The 21490-nt window shown below is 71.7% G+C and carries 16 protein-coding genes; 12 read left to right on the plus strand and 4 right to left on the minus strand.

The genetic code is table 11. The features are described from left to right. Positions 1–30 precede the first annotated feature (30 nt). From ACH4N1_RS09140 to ACH4N1_RS09150, 3 genes are all read right to left on the minus strand, one after another. The gene (locus ACH4N1_RS09140) at positions 31–2601 is read right to left on the minus strand and encodes a SpoIIE family protein phosphatase (protein WP_398095685.1); all 2571 of its coding nucleotides are present in this window, start codon (positions 2599–2601) and stop codon (positions 31–33) included. Between the two features lie 142 nt (positions 2602–2743). Continuing rightward, positions 2744–5158 (minus strand): MFS transporter, encoded by a 2415-nt coding sequence (locus tag ACH4N1_RS09145; protein WP_398095686.1) that lies wholly within the window; start codon positions 5156–5158, stop codon positions 2744–2746. A gap of 181 nt (positions 5159–5339) precedes the next feature. Further along, a complete protein-coding gene (locus ACH4N1_RS09150) occupies positions 5340–5783 on the minus strand; it encodes an SRPBCC family protein (RefSeq protein WP_398095687.1) in 444 nt (147 codons plus the stop codon). Between the two features lie 428 nt (positions 5784–6211). Between ACH4N1_RS09150 and ACH4N1_RS09155 the strand changes: the two genes are divergently transcribed. Genes ACH4N1_RS09155 through ACH4N1_RS09165 form a run of 3 tightly spaced genes read left to right on the plus strand, consistent with a single transcriptional unit; the run spans position 6212 to position 8769 of the window. Then, positions 6212–7789, plus strand: a complete 1578-nt coding sequence (locus ACH4N1_RS09155; RefSeq protein WP_398095689.1) for an alpha/beta hydrolase — start codon at positions 6212–6214, stop codon at positions 7787–7789. A 60-nt stretch (positions 7790–7849) separates the two neighbouring features. Beyond that, positions 7850–8248: a RidA family protein gene (locus tag ACH4N1_RS09160; protein WP_398095690.1), complete on the plus strand. Its 399-nt coding sequence runs from the start codon at positions 7850–7852 to the stop codon at positions 8246–8248. Further along, positions 8245–8769, plus strand: a complete 525-nt coding sequence (locus ACH4N1_RS09165; RefSeq protein ID WP_398095692.1) for a GNAT family N-acetyltransferase — start codon at positions 8245–8247, stop codon at positions 8767–8769. The genes ACH4N1_RS09160 and ACH4N1_RS09165 overlap by 4 nt, the downstream gene beginning before the upstream one ends. Positions 8770–9455: 686 nt before the next feature. Here the strand turns inward: ACH4N1_RS09165 and ACH4N1_RS09170 are convergent. Further along, positions 9456–10031 (minus strand): adenylosuccinate lyase, encoded by a 576-nt coding sequence (locus ACH4N1_RS09170; protein WP_398095694.1) that lies wholly within the window; start codon positions 10029–10031, stop codon positions 9456–9458. A 401-nt stretch (positions 10032–10432) separates the two neighbouring features. On the opposite strand from ACH4N1_RS09170, the gene ACH4N1_RS09175 reads away from it, so the two are divergent. From ACH4N1_RS09175 to pssA, 9 genes are all read left to right on the plus strand, one after another. Next, the gene (locus ACH4N1_RS09175; RefSeq protein ID WP_398095696.1) at positions 10433–12238 is read left to right on the plus strand and encodes a 3-hydroxyacyl-CoA dehydrogenase family protein; all 1806 of its coding nucleotides are present in this window, start codon (positions 10433–10435) and stop codon (positions 12236–12238) included. 136 nt (positions 12239–12374) lie between these two features. After that, positions 12375–13187, plus strand: a complete 813-nt coding sequence (locus ACH4N1_RS09180) for a TetR family transcriptional regulator (RefSeq protein WP_398095697.1) — start codon at positions 12375–12377, stop codon at positions 13185–13187. 455 nt (positions 13188–13642) lie between these two features. Further along, positions 13643–14986, plus strand: a complete 1344-nt coding sequence (ccrA, locus tag ACH4N1_RS09185; RefSeq protein WP_398095699.1) for a crotonyl-CoA carboxylase/reductase — start codon at positions 13643–13645, stop codon at positions 14984–14986. 17 nt (positions 14987–15003) lie between these two features. Next, positions 15004–17031 carry a protein meaA gene (locus tag ACH4N1_RS09190; RefSeq protein ID WP_398095701.1) on the plus strand — a complete coding sequence of 676 codons (2028 nt, stop codon included), beginning with the start codon at positions 15004–15006 and terminating at the stop codon, positions 17029–17031. Next, complete coding sequence (locus ACH4N1_RS09195) at positions 17028–17987, plus strand: HpcH/HpaI aldolase/citrate lyase family protein (protein ID WP_398095703.1); 960 nt, start codon at positions 17028–17030, stop codon at positions 17985–17987. The genes ACH4N1_RS09190 and ACH4N1_RS09195 overlap by 4 nt, the downstream gene beginning before the upstream one ends. Before the next feature lie 5 nt (positions 17988–17992). After that, the gene (locus tag ACH4N1_RS09200; RefSeq protein ID WP_392245937.1) at positions 17993–18517 is read left to right on the plus strand and encodes a MaoC family dehydratase; all 525 of its coding nucleotides are present in this window, start codon (positions 17993–17995) and stop codon (positions 18515–18517) included. Between the two features lie 2 nt (positions 18518–18519). Continuing rightward, a complete protein-coding gene (locus ACH4N1_RS09205; RefSeq protein ID WP_398095705.1) occupies positions 18520–19725 on the plus strand; it encodes an acyl-CoA dehydrogenase family protein in 1206 nt (401 codons plus the stop codon). Between the two features lie 171 nt (positions 19726–19896). Further along, positions 19897–20553 (plus strand): phosphatidylserine decarboxylase, encoded by a 657-nt coding sequence (locus ACH4N1_RS09210; protein ID WP_073496205.1) that lies wholly within the window; start codon positions 19897–19899, stop codon positions 20551–20553. Between the two features lie 22 nt (positions 20554–20575). Further along, positions 20576–21394: a CDP-diacylglycerol--serine O-phosphatidyltransferase gene (pssA, locus tag ACH4N1_RS09215; protein WP_398095973.1), complete on the plus strand. Its 819-nt coding sequence runs from the start codon at positions 20576–20578 to the stop codon at positions 21392–21394. Positions 21395–21490 lie beyond the last annotated feature (96 nt).

Consider the following 21490-nt stretch of genomic DNA (forward strand, 5'->3'; position numbering starts at 1 on the left):
CCGTGCGCCCCCTCGGCCGTGGGAGGCCGGTCAGCGTCCGGGGAGGGTCAGTTCGAACCAGACCGACTTGCCCGCGGCGGTCCGGCTGGCGCCCCATTCCCGGGCCAGCGCGCTCACCACCCGCAGCCCGCGCCCGGACTCGTCGTCGGGCCCCGCGCTCAGCAGGGTCGGCAGCTCGTGGTCGTCGTCGTCCACCTCGCACAGCAGCGTCTCGCCGCGCACCAACCGCAGGGTGAGCGGCCGTCCGTGCGCGTGCCGCAGGGCGTTGGTCACCACCTCGCCGACCATCAGCTCGGCCGGGTCGGCCAACCGCGCGAGCCGCCAGTCGTGGAGCTGTTCACGGACCGCGGCGCGGGCCCGGCCGGCCTGGGCGGGGTCGAGGGCAAGGGTCCATTCGGCGACGTCGCCGGGTTCGATGCCGCGGAGACGGGCCATCAGGAGGGCCACGTCGTCCTTGCGGCTGCCCCGGCCGGCCTTCGAGAACGTCGCGGCGAGGGCGCGGACGATGGTGTCGCAGGCGTCGTCCATGGAGGCGGCCGGGTGGGCGGCGGACTCGCACAGGGCCGCCAGGCCCACGCCGATGTCCTCGCCGCGCGTCTCGACGAGTCCGTCGGTGCACATCACGAGCCGGTCGCCGGGCGCCACGCGCACGCGTACCTCCTCGAAGGGCACTCCGCCGACGCCGACGGGGGCGCCGGTGGGCAGGTCGAGCAGTTCGCCGCGGCCGTCGTCGGCGCGCACCAGCACGGGCGGGACGTGGCCCGCGTTGGCGAGGTGCAGTTCGCCCGCGATCGGGTCGTAGACGGCGTACAGGCAGGTGGCGAGGTAGGTGTCGCCGAGGCGCCGGGCGAGGTCGTCGAGGTTGCGCAGGAGTTGCGCGGGCGGCAGGTCGAGCGCCGCCATGGTCTGCACGGCCGTGCGCAACTGGCCCATCCTGGCGGCGGAGTGGAGACCGTGGCCCATCACGTCGCCGACGACGAGCGCGGTGCGGGCGCCGGGCAGTTTCACGGAGTCGAACCAGTCGCCGCCGACCCGCCCCAGCAGGGTGCCGGGCAGATAGCGGGTGGCGATGTCGCAGCCCGCCATCCGCGGCGGTATGTGCGGCAGCATGCTGTCCTGGAGGGTGTCGGCGACGCTCTCCTGATACGTGTACATGCGCGCGTTGTCCAGCACCAGGCCCGCGCGGGCGGCGAGTTCGGCGCCGGTGACCCGGTCCATGTCGTCGAACTCGACGCGCTCGGGGTGGCGCAGCAGGACCATGAAGCCGAGGACGACGTCGCGTGCCTTCAGCGGGACGACGAGCATCGATCGGCCCGTGATCAGGGGTCGGAGGTCCCGCTTGTCGAACTGCGAGGCGACGGCGTGGCCCAGCTGCTCGCCGATGCGCGGGACGAGGACGGGTTCGCCGCTGGTCATGCACTGGAAGAACGGGGTGTGCTCCGGAAAGGGCATGGCCTCGCCGACGGGCACGACGTCGTCCCAGCGGCCGGGTTCGTCGGTGTGCTCCAGGGCGACCCGGTGCCACATGGTCGTGGTGTCCGGCACGCCGTCGGGGAACTCCTCGCCGGCGAGCACCTGTTCGCGCAGATAGGTGCAGGCGACGTCGGTGAAGCGCGGTACGACGGCCCTGCTGACCTCGCCTATGGTGCGGGACAGGTCGAGGGAGGTGCCGATCCTCCCGCTGACCTCGTTGAGGAACTCCAGGCGCTCGCGGACGGCGGCGTGCTCGAGGTCCTCGCCCTCGTCGTCGGGGTCCTCGGGCGCGGGCCGGCCGGCGGCCGCGGCGCGGGCGGCCCGCTCGCGGCGGACCCTGCGCTCGACGCGCCGCGCGACCCCCCAGTCGGGGGTGACGGGCACCCGGTCGTTCTGGCTGAACTCCAGGATGGGATAGCCCAGTTCGAGGACCTGGGAGACGATGCGGGCGCTGTCGTCGACGCTCATGCTGGGCAGGATCTCGGGGAGCCTGCGGGCGAGGTCCTCGGCGCCGGGGAAATCGGTGTGCAGGGCGAAGCCGGGCGCGATGCGCTCGACGCGCGGGCCGTCGTCCCGGTCGGGCCGGTGCAGGCCCTCGGCGTCGGCGGCCAGCACCAGCAGCCGCTCACTGCCCGGGCCGACCAGGGGGTACGCCCACCACAGCACGTCGACGCGGTTCCTCTCCCACCCCGCGGGCCGGGGCTCCGTCCCGCCGCGCTCGGGCACGGTCAGCCGGGCCCGCCCGGCGGACGGGTAACCCGGCCCGCGGTCCAGGGAGTCGCCCGGGCCGGGTCCGAGGTCGCCGTAGGGTGCGTGGTCGTGGCACGGCAGGTGGTCGTCGTACGGCGGGTGGTCGTCGTACGGCGGGTGGTCGTCGTACGGCGGGTGGTCGTCGATGTCGGGGAGGGCGCCCGAGACGGGCAGCAGGTCGATGGCGGGCTCGCCGATCGCCTCTTCCCTGGGGACGCCGAACAGCCGGCGGGCGCCGCTGCTCCAGTGCGAGACGAGGCCGGCCCGGTCGACGACGACCACGGCGAGCGGAATGCGTCCGGCGTCCGCGGCCTCGGGTGGCGCACCGCTCTCCGCTCCGCGGCTGGGAGGTATGTCCCTCTCGGTGCCACGGTCCATGGCCCAGACCCTCTCTCCCCAGAGCTGCACATGATCTCCCCCGCAGTCCCCACCGTACGGCGCGCGCCGTACGGGATGTGCGGCAATTCTGGAATTGGTTTCACCGGGGAAGTGCTGGGTAACGGGCTTCCCCGGGGTTCTCTCAGTCCTCGTGGCCCAGTTGCAGATCACGCTCCGTGCGGCCGCCGCCGGCCACCTGCAGCACGGTGGCGACCGGCGGGTAACCCGCGGCGATGACGGTGTACTCGCCGGAGGACAGGTCGACGAAGCGGAAGGTGCCGTCCGGGCCCGTGGTGAGGGTGTCCACCACGTTGCCCGCGGCGTCCAGGAGCGTCACGCGCGCGTCCTCGACGGGCCGCCCGCCGGTCGCCCGGACCGTGCCGCGCAGCACGGCGCCGCCGGCGAGTTCGACGTCCTGGCGGGTCTCCCGCGAGGCCTGCACGGTGACCGGCAGCGCGGCGGGGCGGAAGGCGGGGGCGCTGGCGGCGAGGGTGTACTCGCCGGCCACCAGCTCGGTGATGACGTACCCGCCCTCGCGCCCGCTGCGGGTACTGGCGACGACCTCGCCGTGGACGTTGGTGAGGGTGACGGCGGCGTCCCGCACGGGCGTGCCGTCGGCGGTGACGACGGCCCCGGCGAGGCGTCCGGCACCGCCGAGGACGACGTCCAGCTCGACGGGGCGCTCGCCGACGGTCACGGAGACCGCCTGCGGCTGGTGCCCGCCGGCGGCGGCGATCAGGACGTACGACCCGGAGCCGGGCGTGGCCAGCGCGTACCGTCCGTCCTCGCCGCTGGCGCCGCGCCCGATCTGCTGCCCGGCCACGTCGATGAGGGTGAGCGCGGCGCGCGGCACGGCGGTTCCGTCGGGGTGCTGCACCGTGCCGCAGACGGGGATGCCCGCGGTGTACGCGGCGCGGGCCTGCGGGACGGTGGCGGTCACGGACGCGGGTTCCGTTTCGGTGGCGTGGTGGGACACCAGCGGTTTCTCCTTGAGGAAGAAGGCGAGCACGAGGCCGAGGGCGAGCACCGGTACCAGGTACAGGAAGATCCTCGGCATGGCGTCGGCGTACGCGTCGATGTAGGCGTCGCGCAGCGCCGGGGGCAGGGTGTGGACGAGCTGCGGGGTGATCGACTCGGGGTCGGGGAGGCCGGCACCGGCGTCCGCGCCGCCGGGGAGACGCTCGCGCAGGGAGTCGGTGAGCCGGTTCGCGAAGAGGGTGCCGAAGACGGCGGCGCCGACGCTGCCGCCGATCTGGCGGAAGTAGTTGTGGGCGCTGGTGGCGGTGCCGAGGTCGGCGGGGCGCACGGAGTTCTGCACGGCGAGGACGAGGACGGGCATCACCAGCCCGATGCCGGCGCCGAGGACCGCCATCCAGAGGCTGTAGTGCAGCCGGGGCGTGTCGGCCTCGAGCCGGGACAGCAGCCACATGCCGACCACGGCGAGGGCGCTACCGAGGACGGGGTACACCCGGTAGCGGCCGGTGTGGGTGATGAGCTGTCCGGAGACGACCGAGGTGACGACGATGCCGCCCATCATGGGCAGCATGAGCAGTCCGGACTCGGTGGCGGAGGCGCCGTCGACCATCTGGAGGAAGGTCGGCAGATAGCTGGCGGCGCCGAAGAGGGCGACGCCGGTCACCAGCCCCACGAGGCTGGTCAGGGTGAAGACGGAGTCGCGGAACAGCCGCAGCGGGATGAGGGGTTCGGCGGCGAAGCGCTCGGCGACCAGGAAGAGGACGGTGGCCAGGGCGGCGCCCGCGCCGAGGGACAGGATGAGGCGCGAGTCCCAGGCGTGCTCGGTGCCGCCCCAACTGGTCAGCAGGACCAGGCAGGTGGAGGCGGCGGCGAGCAGCAGGGTGCCGAGCACGTCGAAGCGGGGCCTGGTGCGCGGCTTGGGCAGCTTGAGGACGACGGCGACGACGGCGAGGGTGAGCACGCCGAAGGGGACGTTGATGTAGAAGCACCAGCGCCAGGACAGGTGGTCGGTGAAGTAGCCGCCGAGCAGCGGTCCCGCGACGGAGGCGAGGCCGAAGGCGGCGCCGATGAGGCCCATGAAGCGGGCGCGCCGCCGGGGCGGCACGATGTCCGCGATGATCGCCTGTACGCCGATCATGAGCCCGCCGGCGCCGACGCCCTGCACGGCGCGGAAGGCGATCAGCTGGTCCATGGTCCGCGCCCGTCCGGCCAGCGCGGAGCCGACGACGAAGACGACGATGGCGAACTGGAAGACGCCCTTGCGGCCGAGGAGGTCGCCGAGCTTGCCGTAGACCGGCAGTCCGACGGTGGCGGTGAGCAGGTAGGCGGTGATCGCCCAGGACATCTTGTCCAGGCCGTGCAGTTCGCCGACGATCTTCGGCAGCGCGGTGGCGACGATCATCTGCTCCAGCGCCGCGAGGAGCAGCGCGAGCATGAGCGCGAAGAAGACCAGCCGCACCCGGCGGGGGCTCGGCCCGGCATGCCGAGCGGCCTCGGGCGCGGCGGGCGGCGGAGGCGCCGTCGCCGGTGCGCTCCGCGCTCCGTCGTGCAGGTCTTCCTGCACCAGAGTGGTCCCACCCACCTACCGCTCCCCTCGTCGCACCTGCCGCACAAGTCCCGCGTGAAGCGACAACTCCGAGCAAGTGCGACGAGTCACGGCGTCGACCCGGTCCGGAGGGAGAACCACTCGAACCGGTGAGGTGGAGCGACGGTCAGGAGTCGTCGGGCTCTTGACCTGCGGTGAGCCGCCCGTCGAGGGCGGGCTACTTCTCGACCTCGGTGGCGAGGTTGCCGAGGATCGCGTCGTAGATCCGGCCGAGGCCCTTGGGGGCGAAGGTCCTCTCGAAGAAGCCGCCGATGCCGCCGGCGCCGGTCCAGGTGGTGGTCACGACGACGCGGGACCTGCCCTCCCCTGCCGGGGTGACCCGCCAGACGGTGACCATGGAGGAGTTGCGGTCCTTCTCGACCAGTTCGCCGTCGGTGGGCTCGGTGACCTCCAGGAGACAGTCGCGGACGCGCTTGCTGGTGGCCTGGAGCTTCCAGTGGACGAGGGTGCCCTCTCCGTCGCCGCCCTCGCGCACCTCGTACTCGCTGAACTGCTCCGGCAGCAGCTTCGCGCGCGTGCCGCTGTAGTCGGCGATCGCGTCGAACACCGTGTCCGGGGCCGCCGCGACGACCCGCTCGGTGGTGGCCTCGACCTGCGCCATGGGGTTCCTCCAGGTCCTTGTTGCTCGGTGGTTCCTCGGATCGGGGCAAGCCAACCACCCCGGTCCCCGGCCGCCCAAATCGGGGTTGCGGAAGCGGTCGCGGGCCGGTCGGAAAGCACCCTCGCACGATCATGGGGACAAGTGTTCTCTCGCGAGTCCAGTGCTGCCGAGGAGGCCTCACGGGCTGGGAGAACCCCGCCGCGGAACCCGCCGCGGCGGCCCGCCACGACCGGCCGCCCGAGCCGGTGGCGGAGCCCGCCGCGGCCGGACCGAACCGGCTCGGCCCGCTCCGAGCGCGTTCGTGGGGAACCGGCGGACCAATCGGGTCAAGTATCGGCGGAACAGGTTCTTCCGGGCGCCGATTCCGGGACGATGCGCCGAGGACCGTGATCCACGCGGTCCGTCGACCTCCGTCCTGGGAGGACCCCATGAGGAAACGCGCAGCAGCGCTGTGCGGTGCCGCCGCCGTCGTGGCCGGGGCGTTGACCGCCGTGCCCGCCGACGCGATCCCGTCGCCCGCCGCACGGGCCGCGCCGGCGGCCGGACCCGTCTGGGAGAAGTGCGGCACCACCGACCACCCGACGCTGCAGTGCGCGTCCCTGGAGGTGCCGCTCGACCACGCCGACCCGGGCGGGGAGCGGATCACGCTCGCGCTGTCCCGGGTGCCGCACACCGCCGGGACGTACCAGGGGCCGCTGCTCGTCAACCCGGGCGGGCCCGGCGGCAGCGGACTGACGCTCGCCGGATTCGTCGCGTCGTCGCTGCCGAAGGAGGTGGCCGCGCAGTACGACGTCATCGGCTTCGACCCGCGCGGGGTGGGCCGGAGCACGCCGGCCCTGAACTGCCGGCCGGGCCACTTCGCCCCGGTGCGCCCGGACTCCGTCCCGTCCACCGGTGAGATCGAGCGCGCCAACCTCGCGCGGGTGAAGGCCTTCGCCGAGGACTGCGGGAAGAAGTACGCGCGCGTGCTGCCGTACATGGACACCCTGAGCGCGGTCCGGGACATGGACGCGATCCGCCGGGCCGTCGGCGCGCCGCAACTGAACTACTTCGGTTACTCGTACGGCACCTACCTCGGCGCGGTCTACGCCAAGCTGTACCCGCAGCGGGTGCGGCGCCTGGTCCTCGACTCGATCGTCGACCCCACCGGCGTCTGGTACGACAACAACCTCACGCAGGACCAGGCCTTCGACGACCGCCACCGTGCCCTGATGGCGTGGATCGCGCGGCACGACGCCACCTACCGGCTCGGCACCGACCCGGACCGCGTCGAGGCGAAGTGGTACGCCATGCGGGCCGCCCTGGCGGGGGAACCGGCGGGAGGCAAGGTGGGGGCCGCCGAGCTGGAGGACACCTTCATGCCGGGCGGTTACTACAACGGCTACTGGCCGTACCTGGCCGACGCGTTCGCCGCGTACGTCAACGACCGCGACGCCGATCCGCTGATCGAGACGTACGAGAACTTCGGCGCGGTCGACGCCGCCGGGGGCAACGGCTACAGCGTCTACACGGCGGTGCAGTGCCGCGACGCCCACTGGCCGCGCGACTGGGACGAATGGCGCTCCGACAACTGGTCGGCCCACCGGAAGGCGCCGTTCATGACCTGGAGCAACGCCTGGTACAACGCGCCGTGCGCGTTCTGGCCGACCCCCTCGCGGGGACCGGTGGACGTCGCGAACGGCCGGCTGTCGCCGGCGCTGCTGTTCCAGGCGACGGACGACGCGGCCACCCCCTACGAGGGCGGCGCGATGATGCACGCCCTGCTCGGCGGATCCAGCCTCGTCGTCGAGGAGGGCGGCGGCAACCACGGCATCACGCTGAGCGGGAACACCTGCCTGGACAAGCACCTGGCGGCCTATCTGAGCGACGGCACGGTGCCGCGCGGGACCGGCCGGGCCGACGCGGTGTGCGAGGCGCTGCCCGACCCGGAGCCGCTGAGCGCGAAGGTCGGCTCGGGGACGGCGCACGGTACGACGCTGCACGGGCTGCTCGGCTTCCGCGGCTGACGCACCGTCGGCCGCGACCCCGTCGGGGGCGTTGTCACACCCGTGGTCCACCATGGACGCATGAGTGAGCTGACCAGGATTCCCGCTCCCGACGGCGTCGCCGCCTCCGCCCAGTACACGCACGTCGTGCTGGGCACGGGCCGTTTCGTGGCCGTCTCGGGCCAGCTGCCCCTGGACGAGCGGGGCCGGACGGTCGGCGAGGGCGATCCGCGGGCCCAGGCCCGTCAGGTCTTCGAGAACCTGCGGCGCTGCCTGGCCGCCGCCGGGGCGACCTTCGACGACGTCGTCAAACTCACCTACTTCGTCACCGACATGGCGCACATGCCGGCGATCCGCGAGGCCCGCGCCGCACACATGGCCGACGACCGGCTGCCGGCCGCCTCGGCCGTGCAGGTGGCCGCGCTGGTCCGGCCGGAGTTCCTGATGGAGATCGAGGCGTTCGCGGTGGTCGGCGCATGACGGCCCTCCGGGTGCGCGAGATGACCCTCGGCGACTGCGACCGCGTCTCGGAGATCCGCGTCCGCGGCTGGCAGAGCGCCTACCGGGGCCTGATGCCGCAGTCCCACCTCGACGCCCTCAGCGTGACCGAGGACGCCGAGCGGCGCCGCGGCTGGTTCACGCGCGGCGACGGCAGTGTGGTGAACCTGGTCGCGGAGCGGGCCGGCGAGGTGGTGGGCTGGGCCGCGCACGGCGCCTACCGCGAGGGCGAAGTGCGCACCGAGGAGGCCGAGTTGTACGCGATCTACGTCGACCCGGCGCGCGTCGGCGGCGGCATCGGAGGGGCGCTCCTGGCCGAGTCGGTACGGCGGAGCACGGCCGCCGGCCACCGCCGCATGCACCTGTGGGTCCTCAGGGACAACACCCCGGCCCGCCGCTTCTACGAACGTGCGGGCTTTCGCGCGGACGGCGCGGAGGAACCCTTCGAGGTGGCAGGCGCGCGGGTACCGGAGGTCCGTTACACCCGGTCCTTGACGGCCTGACGGCCTGACGGCCTGACGGCCTGACGGCCTGGCTGCCCTGGCGCCCGCGACCGGATCGCCTGACACCCGACGGCTGACGGCTGACACCCGACGGCTGACGGCTGACGGCTGACGGCTGACGGCTGACGGCTGACGGCTGACGGCTGACGGCTGACGGCTGACGGCCGGTCTACGGCACTGCCCCGCAGCCCGGCAACCCGGCGCCCAGTGGCCGGCACTCCGACCGGCCCGGGGCCCGGCGAATCCCATCGGCCCACGGTCCGGCAGACCGGTGGCCCACGGCGTGGTAAGCATGCGGCACCGCAGCCCGGTCCCGGCAGTCCCGCCGACCCCCATCTGCCCCGCCCAGCCCGGTGAGCCGCCATCTCACGGGACCGGCGGCCACGGCCCACGGTCCGGCAGACCGGTGGCCCACGGCGTGGTAAGCATGCGGCACCGCAGCCCGGTCCCGGCAGTCCCGCCGACCCCCACCTGCCCCGCCCAGCCCGGTGAGCCGCCATCTCACGGGACCGGCGGCCACGGCCAGGCAAAACCAGGGCCCGGCAGCCCGGCAGTCCCAGCGGTTCCCTCCCGTCCTGTCGGCCCGGTGAGCCACCGGACCGCCTCCGCGAGCCCGCGGCTGAGGCCCCGGCGCCCGGCCGACGCGACGCTCCGGCCCGGTGCCCCGTCCCGACCCGCCCTTCCGCTCACCGCTGCCGGGGGATGCGCGCCAGCGCGCGCACCGCGGCCTCGGCGAGGAGAGGGTGGGCGAGGGCGTCGTCGAGGACGGGGCGGGCGCGGGCGTCGCCCAGGTCGCCGAGGCCGTCCACGCACGCGAGGGCGACCCGCCGGTACGGGTCGTGCGGGCGCAGCCGCCGCCGCAGCGTGGTGATCAGCGCGGGCACCGCCTCGGGTGCGCGCAGTTCCACCAGGAGCCGGACGGGGTGCAGGGCGTAGGCGACGCGCAGTTCGTTGGTCGCGAGGGCGGCCGCCGCCCGGGCGGTGCGCGGGTCGCCCAGGCGGGCCAGGGCGTGAGCGGCGGAGGCACAGCGGGGCGGGTCGCGGTGGTTCAGGAAGAGGACGAGGGCCTCGAAGGCGCGCCGGTCCCCGGCCAGTCCGAGGCGGAACGCGGCCAGCTCCCTCGCCCACAGGGGCTGTCCGGCGGCGGTGAGCACCTCCGCGAGCGCGTCGCGGTCCCAGGTCGCCGCCAACTCCTCGAAGGCGGCGCTCCCTCCCGACTCCTGCCGTAAGCGCTCCGTGAGCGATCGCAACTCTTCGTCCATGGAGCCGAGCCTAGAGCGGTGGCGTCGGCGCCGGGACGCACATCACAAACACGGGGGCTGGCGCGCTCGTTACCCACCGGTTAAGCTCATACGAGCGAGTTACCCACTCGCACCCCCGTTCGTGACGGCCTGGTGACGCAGCCGCCGCGGCGGAGTCGGTTCGGTACTTCAGGTACCGCTTCGCACGACCCGGCCACGGGACAGGGCCGGTCGGTCATCACCGTTCCCCGGACGTGTGCACGTCCGCCGTGACGGCCCCGGGCGTGTGCGCTCGCAGCCCGGCAACACCCGCACCGAGCACTCCTCTTCACGCACCCCCGGTGCGTCCGGACCGTTCTTCGGGACCGCCGGACGCACCCGGGGCCGCTTCCAGTCGTCACCCTCATTCCTGGAGTCCCGCCATGGCCACTCCCCTGTCCCCCGCCCCCCTCTCCGACCTGCGGACGATCGCCGTCGTCGGTCTCGGCACCATGGGCACCGGCATCGCCGAGGTCCTGGCCAAGGCCGGCCGCACCGTGATCGGCATCGACGTCAGCGAGGCCCAGGCCGCGCGGTCGCTCGCCGCCCTGGAGGCCGCCACCGCCCGTGCCGTGGAGCGCGGCCGGCTCACCGGCCAGGAGCGCACCGACGTCCTCGCCCGGGTCCGCACCTCCACCGACCTCGCGGCGGCGGCCGACGCCGACCTGGTGATCGAGGTGGCGCCGGAGTCGTACGAGATCAAGCAGCAGATCTTCCGGGAGCTGGACGGGATCGTGCGCCCCGAGGCGATCCTGGCGACCGGCACCAACGCGCTGTCCGTCACCCGGCTCGCCGCCGACTCGGCGCGCCCCGAGCGGGTGCTCGGCCTGCACTTCTTCAACCCGGCGCCGGCGATGAAGCTGGTCGAGGTCGTCTCCTCGGTGCTGACCGCTCCCGCCGCCGTCGCCGCGGTCACCGACCTCGCCCTCGACCTGGGCAAGGAGCCGGTGGCGGTCGGGGACCGCCCCGGTTTCGTCGCGGACGGGCTGCTGTTCGGCTACCTCAACCAGGCCGCCGCGATGTACGAGGCGAAGTACGCCTCCCGCGAGGACATCGACGCCGCGATGCGGCTCGGCTGCGGTCTGCCGATGGGCCCGCTCGCCCTGCTCGACCTGATCGGCGTCGACACCGCGCGGACGGTCCTGGAGGCCATGTACGCCGAGTCCCACGACCGGCTGCACGCCCCCGCGCCGATCCTCAAGCAGCTCGGCGAGGCGGGCCTGACCGGCCGCAAGTCGGGCCGCGGCTTCTACACCTACGACGCCCCCGGCAGCGCGACGGTCGTGCCCGACGCCCTGACGCCCGTCGCCGGCGCGTCCGGCACCCCCGGCCGTCCGGTGCGCGCCGTCGGTGTGGCCGGCTCGGGCACGATGGCCTCCGGCATCGCCGAGGTGTTCGCGAAGGCGGGCCACGACGTCGTCCTGGCCGCCCGCAGCGAGGAGAAGGCGCAGACGGCGAAGGCCCGGATCGGCAAGTCCCTCGCGCGTTCCGTGGACAAGGGCCGGCTCACCGCCGAGGCCGCCGCGCAGACGCTGGAGCGGATCACCCCGGCCGGCTCCTACGACGCCTTCGCCGACGTCGACCTGGCCGTCGAGGCGGTCGCCGAGGACCTGGACGTCAAGCGGCAGCTGTTCGCGGCACTGGACAAGGTGTGCAAGCCGGGCGCGGTGCTGGCCACGACCACCTCCTCGCTGCCGGTCGTCGCGCTGGCCCGCGCCACCTCGCGTCCGCAGGACGTGATCGGCATGCACTTCTTCAACCCGGCGCCCGCGATGAAGCTGGTCGAGGTCGTCCGCACGGTGCTGACGGCCGAGGACGTCCACGCGACGGTCCACGAGGTCTGCGCCAGGATCAGGAAGCACGCCGTGGACTGCGGCGACCGGGCGGGCTTCATCGTCAACGCCCTGCTGTTCCCGTACCTCAACAACGCGATCAAGATGGTGCAGGAGCACTACGCGTCGCTCGACGACATCGACGCGGCGATGAAGCTGGGCGGCGGCTACCCGATGGGCCCCTTCGAGCTGCTGGACGTCGTCGGACTGGACGTCTCGCTGGCGATCGAGAAGGTCCTGCACCGCGAGTTCCGCGACCCGGGGCTGGCCCCGGCGCCGCTCCTGGAGCACCTGGTGGCCGCGGGCTGCCTCGGCCGCAAGACGGGCCGTGGCTTCCGCGAACATGCCCGCCGCTGACGGCGCCGGCGACCGGTTCAGGGCCGGTGAGGACTGGGGCGGGCTGCTCGGACCGGCGGCCCCTCCCCCGCCCGCGCGGGGCGGGGGAGGGGCCGGACACGCGCGCCGAGCTGCGCACATGCAGTACGTTCAGGGCATGCCCCAGCCCGCCAAGTCCTCACGTACACCAGCCACGCCCGACGCGCCGGAGAGTGCCGCCGGCTCCCGCGCGGCGGCCCAGCGGCTCAAGATGCGCCGCGAACTGGCGGCTGCCGCGATGGAGCTGTTCGCGACCAAGGGGTACGAGGCCACCACCGTCGACGAGATCGCGGCCGCGGCCGGGGTCGCCCGCCGCACCTTCTTCCGCCACTTCCGCTCCAAGGAAGAGGCGATCTTCCCCGATCACGACGACACCCTGATCCGCGCCGAGGCGGTGCTGAACGCGGCTCCCGCGCACGAGCACCCGCTCGACACGGTGTGCCGCGGCATCAAGGAAGTGATGAGGATGTACGCGGCCCGGCCGGAGATCTCGGTCGCCCGCTACAAGCTCACCCGCGAGGTGCCCACCCTGCGCGAGGCGGAGATCGCGTCGGTGGCGCGCTACGAGCGCTTGTTCACCCGTTACCTGCTGGGCCACTTCGACGAGCACGCCCACGACGACGACGCCAACGACGACCCGCTGCTGGCCGAGGTCGCCGCCTCCGCGGTGGTCACCGCCCACAACCACGTCCTGCGGCGCTGGCTGCGGGCCGGCGGCCAGGGCGACGTCGAGGCCCAGCTCGACCACGCCTTCGGGATCGTGCGGAAGACGTTCGGCACCGGCATCGGCGCCGGACGCAGCACCGCCGGGGCGCGTCCGGCCGCCGCGGCGGTCTCCGAGCAGGGCGAGGTCCTGGTGACGGTCGCCCGCACCGACGCCCCGCTGCACGAGGTCATGCGGACCATCGAGCAGGCGCTCAAGGAGCGCTGAACCACCCCTCACGAGCCCATGGCGCTGTGACGACGGCCACCCCACCGGGTGGCCGTTTTGGCATGTCAGAGCACCTTTTCCCGCGGATTTCCGAGCCCGTTCGATCGATCATCGCTCATTTGTCACGTAAAGATTTCATCTGAGGCGAAGTTCTGGCACTCAGTGCCTTGCGGGGTGACACGCGGTGTCATACGTTGAAGGAGTCCGGGCGGCCGGCGTGCAGAGACCTTTCGTACGTCGGCTGTCCCCGCAAGCCCTCCCCCAGCGCCCCACCGGCCGGGGGGACCCCGGCTCGCGCGCCCGGACGCCTGCGTCACAGGCAACCTCCCGCGCCACAAAGCGCCGCCGCACAGCACCACCCGCCGAACCGACGGCACACCCCCACCCACCCTCAGCAGCACCGACGTAACCATCGGCGCCCCTCCCTCAGGGCGCTCACCGCCGGAGGCAACACCGTGACCGTGAAGGACATCCTGGACGCGATCCAGTCGCCGGACTCGACGCCGGACGACTTCGCCGCTCTGCCGCTCCCCGAGTCGTACCGCGCGATCACCGTGCACAAGGACGAGACGGAGATGTTCGCGGGCCTCGCGACCCGTGACAAGGACCCGCGCAAGTCGATCCACCTCGACGACGTGCCGCTGCCCGAACTGGGCCCGGGCGAGGCTCTGGTGGCCGTCATGGCCTCCTCCGTCAACTACAACTCGGTGTGGACCTCGATCTTCGAGCCGCTGTCGACCTTCGGGTTCCTGGAGCGCTACGGCCGCACCAACGACCTCGCCAAGCGCCACGACCTGCCGTACCACATCATCGGCTCCGACCTCGCGGGCGTCGTGCTGCGCACCGGTCCGGGCGTGAACGCCTGGAAGCCCGGTGACGAGGTCGTCGCGCACTGCCTGTCGGTCGAGCTGGAGTCCAGCGACGGCCACAACGACACGATGCTCGACCCCGAGCAGCGCATCTGGGGCTTCGAGACCAACTTCGGCGGCCTCGCCGAGATCGCGCTGGTCAAGTCCAACCAGCTGATGCCCAAGCCGGACCACCTCAGCTGGGAGGAGGCCGCCGCCCCGGGCCTGGTCAACTCCACCGCCTACCGGCAGCTCGTCTCCCGCAACGGCGCCGGCATGAAGCAGGGCGACAACGTCCTGATCTGGGGCGCCAGCGGCGGACTCGGCTCCTACGCCACGCAGTTCGCGCTGGCCGGCGGCGCCAACCCGATCTGTGTGGTGAGCAGCCCCCAGAAGGCGGACATCTGCCGGGCCATGGGCGCCGAGGCGATCATCGACCGCAACGCCGAGGACTACCGGTTCTGGAAGGACGAGCACACCCAGGACCCCAAGGAGTGGAAGCGCTTCGGCAAGCGCATCCGCGAACTGACCGGCGGCGAGGACATCGACATCGTCTTCGAGCACCCCGGCCGCGAGACCTTCGGCGCGAGCGTCTACGTCACCCGCAAGGGCGGCACCATCACCACCTGCGCCTCGACCTCGGGCTACATGCACGAGTACGACAACCGCTACCTGTGGATGTCGCTGAAGCGGATCATCGGCTCGCACTTCGCGAACTACCGCGAGGCCTGGGAGGCCAACCGCCTCATCGCCAAGGGCAGGATCCACCCCACCCTGTCGAAGGTCTACTCCCTGGAGGAGACCGGCCAGGCCGCCTACGACGTGCACCGCAACCTCCACCAGGGCAAGGTCGGCGTGCTGTGCCTGGCCCCCGAGGAGGGCCTGGGCGTGCGCGACGAGGAGAAGCGCGCCCGGCACATCGACGCCATCAACCGCTTCCGCAACATCTGAGACACCCGGGGTCATAGATGACTGAGCGTCAGAAGGACCGGCCGTGGCTCATGCGCACGTACGCCGGTCACTCCACGGCAGAGGCGTCCAACGAGCTGTACCGGCGCAACCTCGCCAAGGGCCAGACGGGCCTGTCGGTGGCGTTCGACCTGCCGACGCAGACCGGCTACGACTCCGACCACGTCCTCGCCCGCGGCGAGGTCGGCCGGGTCGGCGTGCCGGTGGCCCACCTCGGTGACATGCGCCGGCTGTTCCAGGACATCCCCCTGGAGCAGATGAACACCTCGATGACCATCAACGCCACCGCCATGTGGCTGCTGGCGCTCTACCAGGTCGTCGCCGAGGAGCAGGGTGCGGACATCACCCGGCTCCAGGGCACGACCCAGAACGACATCGTCAAGGAGTACCTGTCCCGCGGCACGCACGTGTTCCCGCCGGGACCCTCGCTCCGCCTGACGACGGACATGATCGCGTACACGGTCTCCCACATGCCGAAGTGGAACCCGATCAACATCTGCAGCTACCACCTGCAGGAGGCGGGCGCCACGCCGGTCCAGGAGATCGCGTACGCGATGTCGACGGCGATCGCCGTGCTGGACGCGGTCCGCGACGGCGGCCAGGTGCCGCAGGAGCGCATGGGCGACGTCGTCGGCCGCATCTCCTTCTTCGTCAACGCGGGCGTCCGCTTCGTCGAGGAGATGTGCAAGATGCGCGCCTTCGGCCGCATCTGGGACCGCGTCACGCGCGAGCGGTACGGCATCGAGGACCCCAAGCACCGCCGCTTCCGCTACGGCGTCCAGGTCAACTCCCTCGGACTGACCGAGGCGCAGCCGGAGAACAACGTCCAGCGGATCGTGCTGGAGATGCTGGCCGTGACCCTGTCCAAGGACGCACGCGCGCGTGCCGTGCAGCTGCCGGCCTGGAACGAGGCGCTGGGCCTGCCCCGCCCCTGGGACCAGCAGTGGTCGCTGCGCATGCAGCAGGTGCTGGCCTACGAGAGCGACCTGCTGGAGTACGACGACATCTTCGAGGGCTCGAAGGTGATCGAGGCGAAGGTGGGCGAGCTGGTCGAGGAGTCGCTCGCGGAGATCGAGCGGATCCAGGAGATGGGCGGCGCGATGGCCGCCGTCGAGTCCGGCTACCTCAAGTCGCAGCTCGTCTCCTCGCACGCCGAGCGCAGGGCCCGGATCGAGTCCGGGCAGGAGAAGATCATCGGCGTCAACGTCTTCGAGACGACGGAGCCCAACCCGCTCACCGCGGATCTCGACACGGCCATCCAGACGGTCGATCCGGCGGTCGAGGCCCGGGTCGTCACCTCTCTGCGGAACTGGCGCGACACGCGCTACCAGCCGCCCTTCAACCATCCGCGCCCGTGCAAGGCGCTGGAGAAGCTGAAGGAGGCCGCCAAGGGCACCGCCAACCTCATGGAGGCCACCCTGGAGTGCGCCCGCGCCGGGGTCACGACCGGCGAGTGGGCCGGGGCGCTGCGCGAGGTGTTCGGCGAGTTCCGCGCCCCGACCGGCGTGTCGTCGGCGCCGGTGGCGGTGCCGGCCGAGGAGGGCTCGGCCATGGCCGACGTCCGCCGCAGGGTCGACGTGACCGCGAAGGACATGGGCGTCGGCAAGCTGCGCTTCCTGGTCGGCAAGCCGGGCCTGGACGGGCACTCCAACGGCGCCGAGCAGATCGCCGTCCGCGCGCGGGACGCCGGCTTCGAGGTGGTCTACCAGGGCATCCGGCTGACGCCCGAGCAGATCGTGGACGCCGCGCTGGAGGAGGACGTGCACGCCGTGGGCCTGTCCATCCTGTCCGGCTCGCACGCCCAGCTGGTGCCCGACGTCCTCGAACGGCTGCGTGTGGCCGGTGCCACAGACATCCCGGTGATCGCCGGTGGCATCATCCCGAATGGAGACGCCGAACGGCTCAGGGCCGCCGGCGTGGCCGCGGTCTTCACCCCGAAGGACTTCGACATCACCGGAATCATCGGCCGCATCGTCGACGAGATCCGGAAAGCGAACAAGCTCGACCCCCTGGAGGTCCCCGCATGACTGTCAACCGTCTTCGTCCGCGGCGCTCCTGTCTGGCCGTTCCGGGCAGCAACCCGCGCTTCCTGGAGAAGGCGCAGGGCCTCCCGGCGGACCAGGTCTTCCTCGACCTGGAGGACGCGTGCGCGCCGCTCGCCAAGCCCGAGGCGCGGCACACCATCGTCAAGTTCCTCAACGAGGGCGACTGGACGGGCAAGACGCGGGTGGTCCGGGTCAACGACTGGACGACCGAGTGGACGTACCGCGACGTCGTGACGGTGGTCGAGGGGGCCGGACCCAACCTCGACTGCATCATGCTGCCGAAGGTGCAGAACGCCCAGCAGGTCGTGGCGCTGGACCTCCTCCTCACCCAGATCGAGAAGACCATGGGCTTCGAGGTCGGCCGGATCGGCATCGAGGCGCAGATCGAGAACGCCCAGGGCCTCAACAACGTCAACGAGATCGCGCAGGCCTCCCCGCGCATCGAGACGATCATCTTCGGCCCGGCCGACTTCATGGCGTCGATCAACATGAAGACGCTGGTCGTGGGCGAGCAGCCGCCCGGCTACCCGGCGGACGCCTACCACTACATCCTGATGAAGATCCTGATGGCCGCCCGCGCCAACGACCTCCAGGCCATCGACGGCCCCTACCTCCAGATCCGCAACGTCGACGGCTACCGCGAGGTCGCGCGGCGCGCCGCCGCGCTCGGCTTCGACGGCAAGTGGGTGCTGCACCCGGGCCAGGTCGAGGCGTCCAACGAGATCTTCTCGCCGTCCCAGGAGGACTACGACCACGCCGAGCTGATCCTGGACGCGTACGACTACTACACGTCCGAGGCGGGCGGCAAGAAGGGCTCCGCGATGCTCGGCGACGAGATGATCGACGAGGCCAGCCGCAAGATGGCCCTGGTCGTCTCCGGCAAGGGGCGCGCCGCCGGCATGCAGCGCACCAGCAAGTTCGAGATCCCGGAGGGCTGAGCGCGATGCAGTTCGGACGCACCTACGAGGAGTTCGAGGTCGGCGCGGTCTACAAGCACTGGCCCGGGAAGACGGTCACGGAGTACGACGACCACCTCTTCTGCCTCCTCACCATGAACCACCACCCGCTCCACATGGACAGCAACTACGCGGAGCACACGACCGACTTCGGCAAGAACGTCGTCGTCGGGAACTACGTCTACTCGCTGCTGCTCGGCATGTCCGTGCCGGACGTCTCCGGCAAGGCGATCGCCAACCTGGAGATCGAGTCGCTGCGGCACGTGGCGCCGACCTTCCACGGCGACACGATCTACGGCGAGACGACCGTGCTCGACAAGTGGCCGTCGAAGTCGAAGAACGACCGCGGGATCGTCCACGTCGAGACCAAGGGCTACAAGCAGGACGGCACGCTGGTCTGCGTGTTCCGCCGCAAGGTCATGGTGCCCACGGAGACGTACATCAAGGAGCGCGGCGGCGAGCAGCCCGGCCGCCCGGAGCTGAACGACCCCTCGGAAAAGACGGAGAAGTAGCCATGGCGCGACTCGCCCAGACCGCCGGTCTGACGGACGTCCAGCAGGAGATCCTCGCCACCGTCCGCGACTTCGTGGACAAGGAGATCATCCCGGTCGCCACCGAGCTGGAGCACCGCGACGAGTACCCGCAGGCGATCGTGGACGGCCTGAAGGAACTGGGGCTGTTCGGCCTGATGATCCCCGAGGAGTACGGGGGCCTGGGCGAGTCGCTCCTCACCTACGCCCTGTGCGTCGAGGAGATCGCCCGCGGCTGGATGTCCGTCTCCGGCATCATCAACACGCACTTCATCGTGGCGTACATGCTCAAGCAGCACGGTACCCAGGAGCAGAAGGACCACTTCCTGCCGCGGATGGCGGCCGGCGACATCCGGGGTGCGTTCTCGATGTCGGAGCCGGGGCTCGGCTCCGACGTGTCGGCGATCACGTCGAAGGCGGTGCGGGACGGCGAGGAGTACGTCCTCAACGGCCAGAAGATGTGGCTGACGAACGGCGGCACGTCCTCGCTGGTGGCCGTTCTCGTGCGAAGTGACGAAGGACACCCCGAGGGGACCGCGCCCCACAGGTCGATGACGACCTTCCTGGTGGAGAAGGAGCCGGGCTTCGGCGAGGTCCGCCCGGGCCTCACCATCCCGGGCAAGATCGACAAGATGGGCTACAAGGGCGTCGACACCACCGAGCTGATCATGGACGGCCTGCGCGTTCCCGCGGACCGGGTGCTCGGCGGGGTCACCGGCCGCGGTTTTTACCAAATGATGGACGGCGTGGAGGTCGGCCGCGTCAACGTCGCCGCGCGTGGCTGCGGCGTCGCCCAGCGTGCCTTCGAGCTGGGTGTGGGGTACGCCCAGCAGCGGCACACCTTCGGCAAGCCGATCGCCCAGCACCAGGCCATCCAGTTCAAACTGGCCGAGATGGCTACCAAGGTCGAGGCCGCCCATGCCATGATGGTGAACGCCGCACGCAAAAAGGACTCCGGGGAACGAAACGACCTCGAGGCAGGGATGGCGAAGTACCTCGCCTCCGAGTACTGCAAGGAGGTCGTGGAGGACGCCTTCCGGATCCACGGCGGCTACGGCTTCTCCAAGGAGTACGAGATCGAGCGCCTCTACCGGGAGGCCCCGATGCTGCTCATCGGGGAAGGCACGGCCGAGATCCAGAAGATGATCATCGGGCGCAGACTGCTCGAAGAGTATCGATTCCAGGGCTAGATGCCCGGTTGGGGGTGTTTTCTTCGAGAAGAAGATCACACCCCGTCAACCGCCCCATGCCGTCGACTCGGCTTCCTGGCTTACCCAGTTACGGCCCGGAACCGCTACGATCGCGGGTAAAGCCGCCGTCCCCCTGTCGAAGCGCGGCATCATCCGCTACGAAGGTCATCCATGCCCCACAGCCAAACCTCTGCACCTCGCGACAGCCTGGCCGGCGTACGCCTTGCGCGCGGAGCATCGCCGTGGCTCCTCCCGACCGTCGCCACCGCCGCCGTCAGCCTGGTCCGCGCCCGCCGCTCGGGTGTCGCCAAGGCCGTCGCCGTGCCCGCCACCGCTCTCGCGGCGGGCATGCTGTGGTTCTTCCGCGACCCCGAGCGCGAGATCGCGTCCGGCAGGGTCATCTCCCCCGCCGACGGTGTGGTGCAGAGCATCATGCCGTGGAAGGACGGACGGACCCGGGTCGCGATCTTCATGAGCCCGCTCAACGTCCACGTCAACCGCGCCCCGCTGGCCGGCACGGTGACGTCGGTCGAGCACATCCCGGGCGGGTTCGTGCCGGCCTTCAACAAGGAGAGCGAGAACAACGAGCGCGTCGTCTGGCACTTCGACACCGAGCTCGGTGACATCGAGATGATCCAGATCGCCGGAGCCGTCGCCCGCCGCATCGTCCCCTACATCCCCGAGGGCACGAAGGTCGAGCAGGGCGAGCGCATCGGCCTCATCCGCTTCGGCTCCCGCGTCGACATCTACCTGCCCGAGGGCGTGGACGTCGCGGTCGAGGTGGGACAGAAGACCGTGGCGGGGGTGACTCGCATTGACCGTGATTGACCCGGAGACCCAGGGGGGCTGGGTGCCCGAGGCCGACGAGGTGGACGAAGAGGAGGAGATGCCGCTCTCCCTCCGCCTGTCGATAGCCGACACCCTCACCCTCGGCAACGCCACGTGCGGATTCATGGCGGTGTACTTCACCACCACCGGCATCCTCATCCCGCACCTCACCGACAGCCAGGAATCCGGCATGGCGCGCAACAGCGCGGCCACGGCGGTCATCCTGATGCTCTGCGCCGCGGTCTTCGACCTGTTCGACGGCCTGGTGGCGCGCAAGCTGCGCTCGTCGCCGATGGGCGCGGAGCTGGACAACCTCTCCGACCTGATCAGCTTCGGCCTGGCACCGGCGTACTTCGTCCTCGTCTACGGCATGGTGGCGGACGACGCCTACCAGCGAGTGGCCGCGGTCGGGGCGATCGTCGTGCTGCTGGCGGTGGTGCTGAGACTCGCGCGCTTCTCCTGTGTGACCCCGACGAACGGCATGTTCCAGGGCATGCCGTCACCGTTCGGAGCGCTGACGGTCGTGTCGATCGTGCTGCTGGAGCTGCCCTTCGTGGCGACGCTCCTCGCCATCCTGGGCACCGCCTGGCTGATGGTGAGCCGGGTCGAGTACCCGAAGCCGCGGGGCCGCCTGGCCGGCGCGATGCTCGGCTGGATCGTGCTGTCGATGGGTCTGCTGACCGCCTGGGCCTTCGACGCCCCCGGTGGCCAGCTGCTGCTCCAGACGGGGTGCGCGCTCCAGCTGGTCATGGGCGCGGTCATCCCGCTGTTCGCCACGGCCCGCCGGGTGAACAACTTCCGCGGCAACCGGCGCGAGGCGCGGGCGGCACAGCTGCCGTAGCCCTCTCCCCTCACCGACGGGTGTGGCCCGGACCTTCGAGGTCCGGGCCACACCCGTTTCGTCCGCCGGTCCCTGTCGCCCTCCCCCGCCTCGTGG

It is taken from the genome of Streptomyces sp. NPDC017202 (assembly GCF_044331705.1).
GTDB lineage: Bacteria > Actinomycetota > Actinomycetes > Streptomycetales > Streptomycetaceae > Streptomyces.